The 6,763-nt window shown below is 58.1% G+C and carries 6 protein-coding genes and 3 pseudogenes; 3 read left to right on the forward strand and 6 right to left on the reverse strand.

The features are described 5' to 3' along the window. The 5 genes and pseudogenes from AC0ZT5_RS34745 to AC0ZT5_RS34765 form a co-directional block, all read right to left on the reverse strand. Positions 1–287: pseudogene (locus AC0ZT5_RS34745) on the reverse strand (aldehyde dehydrogenase family protein); the annotation flags it as partial. A gap of 441 nt (positions 288–728) precedes the next feature. Next, a pseudogene (locus tag AC0ZT5_RS34750) lies at positions 729–1,030 on the reverse strand (IS110 family transposase); the annotation flags it as partial. A gap of 109 nt (positions 1,031–1,139) precedes the next feature. Then, a complete protein-coding gene (locus tag AC0ZT5_RS34755; protein WP_488500113.1) occupies positions 1,140–1,481 on the reverse strand; it encodes a LysR family transcriptional regulator in 342 nt (113 codons plus the stop codon). Between the two features lie 506 nt (positions 1,482–1,987). Then, positions 1,988–2,113: a hypothetical protein gene (locus tag AC0ZT5_RS34760; protein WP_488500114.1), complete on the reverse strand. Its 126-nt coding sequence runs from the start codon at positions 2,111–2,113 to the stop codon at positions 1,988–1,990. 161 nt (positions 2,114–2,274) lie between these two features. Beyond that, a complete protein-coding gene (locus AC0ZT5_RS34765; protein WP_488500115.1) occupies positions 2,275–2,898 on the reverse strand; it encodes a hypothetical protein in 624 nt (207 codons plus the stop codon). Positions 2,899–2,938: 40 nt separating this feature from the next. Here AC0ZT5_RS34765 and AC0ZT5_RS34770 point away from each other — a divergent pair, with 40 nt between their 5' ends. Next, complete coding sequence (locus AC0ZT5_RS34770; RefSeq protein ID WP_488500116.1) at positions 2,939–3,211, forward strand: LexA family transcriptional regulator; 273 nt, start codon at positions 2,939–2,941, stop codon at positions 3,209–3,211. Between the two features lie 336 nt (positions 3,212–3,547). Here AC0ZT5_RS34770 and AC0ZT5_RS34775 read toward each other — a convergent pair whose 3' ends face one another. Beyond that, positions 3,548–4,231: a class I SAM-dependent DNA methyltransferase gene (locus AC0ZT5_RS34775; RefSeq protein ID WP_488500117.1), complete on the reverse strand. Its 684-nt coding sequence runs from the start codon at positions 4,229–4,231 to the stop codon at positions 3,548–3,550. A gap of 515 nt (positions 4,232–4,746) precedes the next feature. Here AC0ZT5_RS34775 and AC0ZT5_RS34780 point away from each other — a divergent pair. Both AC0ZT5_RS34780 and AC0ZT5_RS34785 read left to right on the forward strand, forming a co-directional pair. Beyond that, positions 4,747–5,319 (forward strand): annotated as a pseudogene (locus AC0ZT5_RS34780) (ISAs1 family transposase); the annotation flags it as partial. Positions 5,320–6,278: 959 nt separating this feature from the next. Continuing rightward, a partial coding sequence (locus AC0ZT5_RS34785; protein WP_488500118.1) for a thiamine pyrophosphate-dependent dehydrogenase E1 component subunit alpha occupies positions 6,279–6,763 on the forward strand: 485 nt, incomplete at its 3' end.

The raw sequence follows: 6,763 nt of genomic DNA on the forward strand, positions 1-6,763 counted from the left end.
TCGGCGTACCATTGCAGGTAGGCAGCCGCATGCGCCACTTCCGATTTGGCCTCGGGCAGGGGCTTGCCCATTTCCGCGGTCAATATCGCGGCAAGGTCATCGGCGTGGTCTATAATCAACTGATGCCAGCGCCACAGAACGTCGCTGCGTTCACGGGCTGTCAATGCGGCCCATCCAGGCTGCGCGCCATGGGCTTTGGCGATCGCCGCGCGCGTCTCCTCGGTGCCCATGTCGGGAAGCTCTGCCAGAGCTTCGCCCGTCGATGGGTTGAGGACCACAAATGTGCGCTGACTGACTGGCGTCAGCTTGCTGGATCGAAATCGCAAACTCGTCCCACACCCATTTGGCAAGGTCGACCAGTCGCCACCGTACCACGCCGTGCGATGCCGGGATCGGGCCGCTTTCGACAATATCCACCAAGGCCCAACGCTGCGTCTCGTCCAACAACGGTACGTCACCTGCGGAACATCGTCGATCAAGCCGTCCGGTCCCGCAGCGTTAAGCGCAGCACCCAATCGCGCACCGTCTGAAGGCCGACACCGCCGATCCGGACCGCATCGCTCCGCGTGCCGCCTTCATAGATTGTCGCCAGCGTAAGCAGGCGCCGCACATAACTCCCATCCCGGCTCGCTCGCGAAAGCGCCCGAAGATCCGATGCTGTATAATCCTTCCGAAGCCCCACAGGCGCCGCCATCGCAAACTTCCCCCGGTTCGTGATGTTCAATCAGTTCGACGTCGAGAGGCTTGCCTTGCAGACGCTTGCGTCCAACAAGAAGGGTTCGGTTATCCTTGCATGTCACCGATTTGGCATGAACGGGCGGTCCCATCCCATCCGTAGCAGTTGGGCAATTCCCCGTTGCGGTCGGTCTTCACAGTCATTGCCGAGAGCGCCGCCTTCACGTCCCGTGTCTCGAGCAAAATCGCATCGCGTCCGCTGGCCACAAGCCCGGCATGCAGCCTGCGATAATGGCCCAGCCTCGAGCCCAATGCGGGTTCCAGTTCGTCGAAATAGCACACCAGGGTCTCCGGCCCACTACGCCATCTAGGCTAGGCGCTCAAACCATAGTGGATGCGTAGCTTGCCTTAGCGCGGCTATATTCGCGCGAACTTTCGGAAATGACCAAACTGCGGCCTGCGCCCTATCGGCCAGATCGACGAGAGCGCATCGGTGGAGGCAACCGTGAAGAACGACTGCAGCTTTTAATCGTCGTCGCGACATCAGACGTCTTAGAAAAAATGCTTGTCAGCTCTTTGTAGAGGTCTTTGCCAGCGCTAGTAAGCACCACGCCGGTTGCTGTCCTCACAAACAGTGGAACACCAATCTCGTTCTCAATGACTTTGATCTGCCGACGAACCTCTCTCGCTGTCACGTTGAGCTCGGAAGCTGCAAGCTCGATCGAAAGATGGCGTGCCGATGCCTCGAATACCTCAAGTGCAGTGAGGACAGCGAGGGACGGAAGTTTATAGTAGCGATGAGCCATTGAACACTCCAATCAGATCGGCTGTTCGCGAACCAAACGCCGGATATCCATGTCCCCTGACCCATCAAGGACTGCCGCCAGTCTACTCGCTTTAAAAGCGAGACGGATGAACCGCCACCAGGCTCCGCGACGGAGCTGCAGCCATCGACCATGACCAGCGCAAGTTACGTGCCGGCTTCCGCGCCGTTGGGAGTTGCACCACGCGTTCACATCGACACCCGGGTCCAACCGACCGCCTCGTCGGGTTTTCGATATTCTTGTCGGCTTCGGACACAGGTTCGTGGAATATGGTGCACGTTGGCGGTGGGATGCGGTCAACGTATGAGGGTATGATTGAGCCGGCTACTTGGGTTGCTGCGCCTGAGTAACTGCCGAGCCGGATGTGTACTGATGCTTTCAACGCCATAGACGTTGGCGGTGTCCAGCCAGACGTGCCCGAGCCATCCGCGGACTGTGTTGATGTCGACGACGACGCGCAAGAGATGGGTCGCCGCGGTGTGGCGGCTTCAATTACCCACATCGTCTGGTGTTAAGGCTACCTCGCCACGCCAAACCACGGCGCCCTCTTCGTCTAGAACGCGTACCGATGTCAGGTCGAGGGAAACACCAAGACCAACAAAGTGCTTGATCATTCCATTCTCCACATGGCGATACCAAACGTCAGCAGTTTAGGTGAGTGCTGGATGCTCCGCGATCACGCCATGTATTCGGCTTGCGGCCCATCTTGGCGGAGCGGCATGGAGGTGCTGCGCTTCAAGCTGATGGTAGAACATGGCCCTGTCCGAAACAGTCACTAGTACCGTTCCACAGAGATTATGACTCCTTGACGGGATAGGCTTTGCGGAGTTTTTCGCGAGCCTTCTCGGTGGTGAACATCCACGGATCTGAGCGCCTCGGCGTTGCGCCGCAGCTGCCAAGTGACGACCTCGGCGAGGATCGTTTCGTAGTCGTCGATGCGGCGGTCGAGGCATTGGCTGCTCAGGACGCGATTTCGATTCCCACCATATTTAGCCAGCTGGCGTGTTTCGGGGTATGGTGGAACTGGAGGCGCTTCAGCACCCGGTGCGGGAAGCCGTCGTAAAGCGCACCAGTGAATGGGGGAGAGGTTGTCCATCACATCGTCCCGGTGGCGGCTTTGAGCAGGCGGTCGCCACAAAAGCGCCTCCTCCTTACTCGATAGCTTGCGCTCAACCTTGGGGCGCGGCTCCTCGGTGAGCGCTCCTTCCAGGTTCGCTTCCACATAGCGGCGCCGGTCCGATAAATCGTCGATCCTGAGACCTTCAAGGTTGCGGCGATCACCTCGTCGCTCACGCCGTCGTTCGCGGTCAAGAGGAGTTTTATTTTGCGCGTCACGTCCCCCGCCCAACAGCGGGTTAAGTTGATCACGTTCCGATTGGCTAAGGTCACTTATACTCACCTGCACCTCCTTCAGCGTGTAGGCGCAGGCGAATCCGGAAATGAGTCAGTCACTTGGCGAACGACAAGCCGCGCCACTGCCACGCTTTACGCAGCTTCAAGGCCGGTATTTGGCCTTCATCTACGCCTATAGCCGAATCTTCAAACAGCCCCCGGCCGAAGCCGACATGCGGCGCAATTTCGACGTCACCGCTCCAACCCTCCACCAAATGGTGCTGACCTTGGAAAAAGCCGGGCTCATCACACGGGTGCCCGAAGCTACCCGAAGCATCCAACTTCTGGTTCCTCCGGAAGCGCTTCCTATCTTGCGCTAAAACAACCCGTCATAATCTCTGTGGAACGGTACTAGTTCGCAGCATCGCAGGTAAGAGATACGAAGGCTGGATAACGGTGATCTGCCACTCTTTCACCCTAGCGGCGATTAGAGGCTCAGCCTTTTCTGTTACGCTATAAGGCGCAGGTTGAGCAGTCGGGGGAGATGCGAGGCGTTGTTACGGAGCGTCGGAGCCGATTGCAGTGAAGACCTCGGCGAAGGCCCCGGGTCTGATAACCAAGCGATGAGCGGGGTTCGGGGTGTTGCAGTCCTCCGCCCATTCGGCGAAGGCGCTGGGGGCGTGGTTGAGGCTGACGAACGGGGCTCCTTCAAGAATTCATTTCGCGGGCACCCGGAAGGCCCAATAGTGTGCATCCTCCTCGGCGACGTATCTGCCGTTCCTCAGGCACTGTGCCGGTATGAGGACGCCCTCATCTTGGAGGCGCCGGACCTCGCCCTCAAAGGATGTCGTCTCCGCATAGCTCTTGCGGGTGCTTGCAATGATGAAGCCGTTAGGGCGGGTGACGCGAGCCAGCTCGCGCAACCCATCCGGTCGGACGTGTCCCAGCGTAAGGACGCCGCAGCAGACGGTCAGGTCATAGCTTGCGCTGGGGTAGTCGGAGAGCTGCCCGTTAAGGTCGACATCGCCTCGGGCATGGCGGTAGACGCCGGTTTGCCGGGCCTTTTCGGCCATCTCATCCGAGAGATCGAACCCGTCAATCACCCGGAAACCGAGGCGTTCCAGTTCCACGCCGACGAGCCCTGTTCCGCAGCCAGCGTCGAGGATTGCAATGGCGTTTCGCTGCCCGTTCAAATAAGCCGCCTGCACGGCCCCTGCCAACTCCGCCACGATCACCGGCCCGCGGTACCCGACGTGACCCTGATCCCGATCGAAGGAGCTCGCCCATCCGCCATATAAGTCGGCCAAGCGACCGGCGTCGCCATCAAGGGCATGGGATGCCTTCATGCGCTCTCGTGCGGCTTGCTCCGATGCTGTCTGCTGATCATCCTGGGTGTTCACAACAGTTCCTCCGTGTAAGGGATAGATGGAGTGCGGCACTGCATTCATGGGCGAGCAATGGCCTCAGCGGAAACCACGAGCTGTCTCTCCCCACTCAAGAGCGATTGTAACAGCTCCACGCAGGAGAAAAAGGGTGATTATTGAGAAGTTTACGTTACGTTACGTTAAAATTTTGTAATGCGTGTAGTAACCAGGTCTATCTTCCGACGATTCCGGCATATACCGCCAACAGCACTCCAATAACTCTTTCGTCTGACAACGCTGTATTGTTAATTAATTCATAGGAGAGCTAGCGGGAGGGACATCCACTCTGACAAACTTTGACGCCGATCAGCTCGCGAGCAGCTCTGGAATCTGAGTCAGACGTCGGCTGCATTCCTCCGGTGCGATACCATGCTATTAGCCACGCTTCAACTTTTCGGGTATCGACCCCAGGGCTAGGAACTCGGGTTAGCGCCCTTTTGGGATTGTGGATGATCTGATTCCTTAGGGTCGCCCTGATTCGGAGCCCCGCCGTGACCCTTGCCGCCCTCGAAGGATTTGAGAAGCCGCGCCTGAAGGCGCTGCCGGAGCATTTCTCGATGATCGAAGAACCCGAGAGCCATTGCGGGTGGCGCATCCGCTGCCGGAAGTCCTGCTTCTGGTTGTCTGCGGTACGATCTGCGATTGCGACGACTATTACTTGATTGCAGATTGGGGCGCGACGCCTTTCGACTTCCTGCGCCGCTATCTGCCTTACCATCACGGCGTGTCGGGCGGGCGCTGGCCCGCCTGCCAGACGCCACAACCATCGTACGCGTCAGTCGCGCACTGGACTGAAAGTTAGAAGCCGCCTCGATATGCGATACTTTATCGCCTCCGCCAAACTGACAGCCGAACGGGCCGCCCATGCCATGCGCGGCCACTGGCTGGTCGAGAACGCTCTACACTGGACCCTCGATGTCGTCTTCAACGACGACCAGTCGCGCCTCAGAAAGGGCCACGGCGCTCTCAACATGGCCATCGTGCGTCACTTCGCTCTCAACCTTGTCAGAGCGTCACCGACATGCACCCCATCAAGCTCACGCGCAAAAGGCCCGCTGGAGCCCGGCATACCTCGCTTCAATCCTCGCAGAGATGCCCCGTTAACCTGGATTCGCAGCCCTGGATATCGACCTGCAGTAGGGTAAATTCGCGGCAATGAGAGCAACAAGAGCTTGACGACCTCAGTCGGCGGTCCGATGCGGAGTACCTGCCTGGCCCGTCGGGCAGGAATGCTGAGCGCGATGTGCCGCACGCTCGTTTGGGCTCCGACAATTGTGTCCAACTTCGAACAAAAAGGTTCGCGGAATTGTTCCGGTGAAGCGTCGTCGCTGCAAAAGCAATGATTGCATAGCCTTAATTCAATTGGCACGGCGTTTGCTCCCGGTTCGATTAGCACAGAATGCACGTAAAAAAACAGGGACAAGGCTATTGCTGACACCGCGAAGCTCAATACAACCGTCTGAGAAGACCGTCCCTGTACCCGCGGAATATCGGGATATAGTACAATCCAGAGGTCCGTGCGGCGTAGCTGTATTGCGCGTGATTGGTCTAAAGCCGACGCGCCAACGCGTGGCGCTCGCCGATTTGCGGGTGGCCGATTTTCATCCGCGTATCGTTGCTCATGAAGTCAATCAAAGGGCCACCCTAGGCAAGTTCGGTGTCTCACGAGCAACCTTTTACAACGCGCAGAACCAGTTCCTTGAACCAGCGCCTTTATGCATCCTCAGAGTTGACAGATCACACGCCTATTTCGACGCAGGCACGTCCGATCACAATGATTTTTTTAGTCGAGGACAAGTGGGGATCGCCGATCCCTTTTCAGGCGCCATCGGCGTAGAGGGCCTGTCTGGCCAAGGCACCCAGATCATCCATTCCAACTGCTCGTTCAGATTGCGAAGATCAAGAATGCCGAAAATTAGGATCTGCTCTATGTCATCCCGGGCGAGTATCTTTAACTCGATATTGGAGCAACGTTTGGATCATGAAGTTAACTGGCGATCAGAGACTGGAAGCTTATCGACGGATGCTTCGTATCCGTCGGTTCGAAGAAGAAGGTATGCGGCAGTGCGAAGATGACAAAATCCCTGGTTGGTTTCACTCGAGCGTGGGGCAGGAAGCCGCTACCGTGGGGGCATGTCTCGCCCTTCGGAACGATGACGCCATGACCGGAACCCATCGTTCGCACGGCCATCCGATCGGCAAGGGTGCTGATCTGAACACGCTCATGGCCGAGCTGATGGGAAAGGCGGGCGGCATTTGCAAGGGGCGCGGCGGTTCAATGCACGTTGCAGACAATTCGGTCGGGATCATCGGTGAATCGGGTATCGTCGGAGGAGGCATTCCTCTTGCCACAGGGTGTGCGTTCAGCGCCAAGTTGCGCGGTGTCGATCAGGTTACCCTTTGCTTCTTCGGCGATGGGGCGGTGAACCAGGGCACCTTCCATGAGAGTCTCAACATGGCGTCGCTTTGGAAGCTTCCGGTCATCTATCTTTGCGAGAACAACGGCTA

It is taken from the genome of Mesorhizobium sp. CNPSo 4670 (assembly GCF_057784235.1).

Bases quoted from the DNA above. Each gene is read 5' to 3' on its own strand.
- AC0ZT5_RS34755 (WP_488500113.1), bottom strand. From the start codon at position 1,481: ATGGCTCATCGCTACTATAAACTTCCGTCCCTCGCTGTCCTCACTGCA.
- AC0ZT5_RS34760 (WP_488500114.1), bottom strand. From the start codon at position 2,113: ATGATCAAGCACTTTGTTGGTCTTGGTGTTTCCCTCGACCTGACATCG.
- AC0ZT5_RS34770 (WP_488500116.1), top strand. From the start codon at position 2,939: ATGAGTCAGTCACTTGGCGAACGACAAGCCGCGCCACTGCCACGCTTT.